Genomic DNA, 1276 nt, shown 5'->3' with positions numbered 1-1276 from the left:
TCTCAGTTTGCTCGTAAATATCATCTTCGATTCTTACCAGCTTTTCTTTGAGTTCTGCGTAGGCAGCGTTAAGGCTTTCAAGTTTTTTAAGTGCAGCAGCTTTCTCCAAAATCCATGCATGAATTTCATCTGTGGACATTGGGTTGTTAAAGGTAACGATTGGTGCGCTTGGATTGACTTGCATAATCTTATTCCCATTGATTTCATTCCATGTAACAAAAGGTACATTAGGTTACATGGAGTGTCAATATTAAAATGTGAAATAAGTTACATTGAGTTTTTGGAGGCTATAAATTCTGTACGACTTGGACTACTTTCCCAATAATTCGACAGTTGCCATTTATAAGAATGGGGTTAAATGATGGGTTTAATGGCATTAGATAACTATACGGTGAATCCCATACCAGTTTCTTTATAGTTGCTTCAGACGTGCCATCTAAAATGGCGACAACTATTTTCCCGTATAAGTCGTCCATATTTCCGTAGTCTGTCTCTACTATCACTGTGGAGCCTTCGGGTATTGTCGGTGCACCATTCGGATTTGTCATTGAATCACCGCGAACATCTAAACCGAATGCACTATTCGATACTCTAACAGTTGTCCCAATCCATCGAATAACATCATCTAGTGTTGCTGATTCGCATGTTGCGTTCCACATCCCTGCTTGAACTGAAGATATAACTGGTACCTCTGTTATTGATAGTGGCTTTCTTGAAGGGGATAGTTCTTTATCAGTAGGCGCATTTTTCCCATACAGTATCCATTCTGCAGACGTTTCTAGTGCATGGGCTAAATTTTGTAAATTTTCCCCATCAGGTTTAGCCATTCCTGTTTCCCATTTAGTCACAGAAACACGACTAACTCCCAGCTTTTTAGCTAAGACTTCCTGAGTAAGATTTAACTGAAGGCGCCTAGCCTTGATTCTGAAATTCATATCTTCTTTTTTCATGTAACCAATGTTACATCATTTTGATGTGAAAAGTGTTTGCTTGTTAATGTACCTTTTGTTACATTTCAATCTAAACTCAGACACGAGGTAACCAAATGTACAAGCAAAATGTTATTAATTTTTTTGGTGGCGTTCAAAAAACGGCCATTGCGCTAGGGGTTTCTCACCCAGCAGTGAGCCGATGGAAATCAGTTATACCAGAAAAACAAGCTTTGATTATTGAGCGACTGACAAATGGTCAGCTTAAGTATGAGCCAGAGCTCTACCAGAACAGTACCAAAACCAACTAACAGAGTTAACTACCAACAAAACAACGGAATTGTAGA

At 38.9% G+C, this 1276-nt stretch carries 3 protein-coding genes; 1 reads left to right on the top strand and 2 read right to left on the bottom strand.

What is annotated here, in order from left to right; all coding sequences use genetic code 11:
* Together GKR71_RS00615 and GKR71_RS00610 are read right to left on the bottom strand one after the other, a co-directional pair.
* Positions 1 to 184: hypothetical protein (locus GKR71_RS00615; protein WP_154633775.1), on the bottom strand; the 184-nt coding region annotated here is incomplete at its 3' end.
* 103 nt (positions 185 to 287) lie between these two features.
* Positions 288 to 950 carry a LexA family protein gene (locus tag GKR71_RS00610; protein WP_230084989.1) on the bottom strand — a complete coding sequence of 221 codons (663 nt, stop codon included), beginning with the start codon at positions 948 to 950 and terminating at the stop codon, positions 288 to 290.
* Positions 951 to 1045: 95 nt separating this feature from the next.
* Between GKR71_RS00610 and GKR71_RS00605 the strand changes: the two genes are divergently transcribed.
* Positions 1046 to 1240: a Cro/CI family transcriptional regulator gene (locus GKR71_RS00605; protein WP_154630807.1), complete on the top strand. Its 195-nt coding sequence runs from the start codon at positions 1046 to 1048 to the stop codon at positions 1238 to 1240.
* The last annotated feature ends 36 nt before the right edge of the window (positions 1241 to 1276 follow it).

It is taken from the genome of Providencia sp. wls1922, assembly GCF_009706505.1.
GTDB classification, from domain to species: Bacteria; Pseudomonadota; Gammaproteobacteria; order Enterobacterales; family Enterobacteriaceae; genus Providencia; species Providencia lanzhouensis.
The sequence above is the reverse complement of the archived record's forward strand: the minus strand, read 5'-3'. Positions and strand labels throughout refer to the sequence as shown.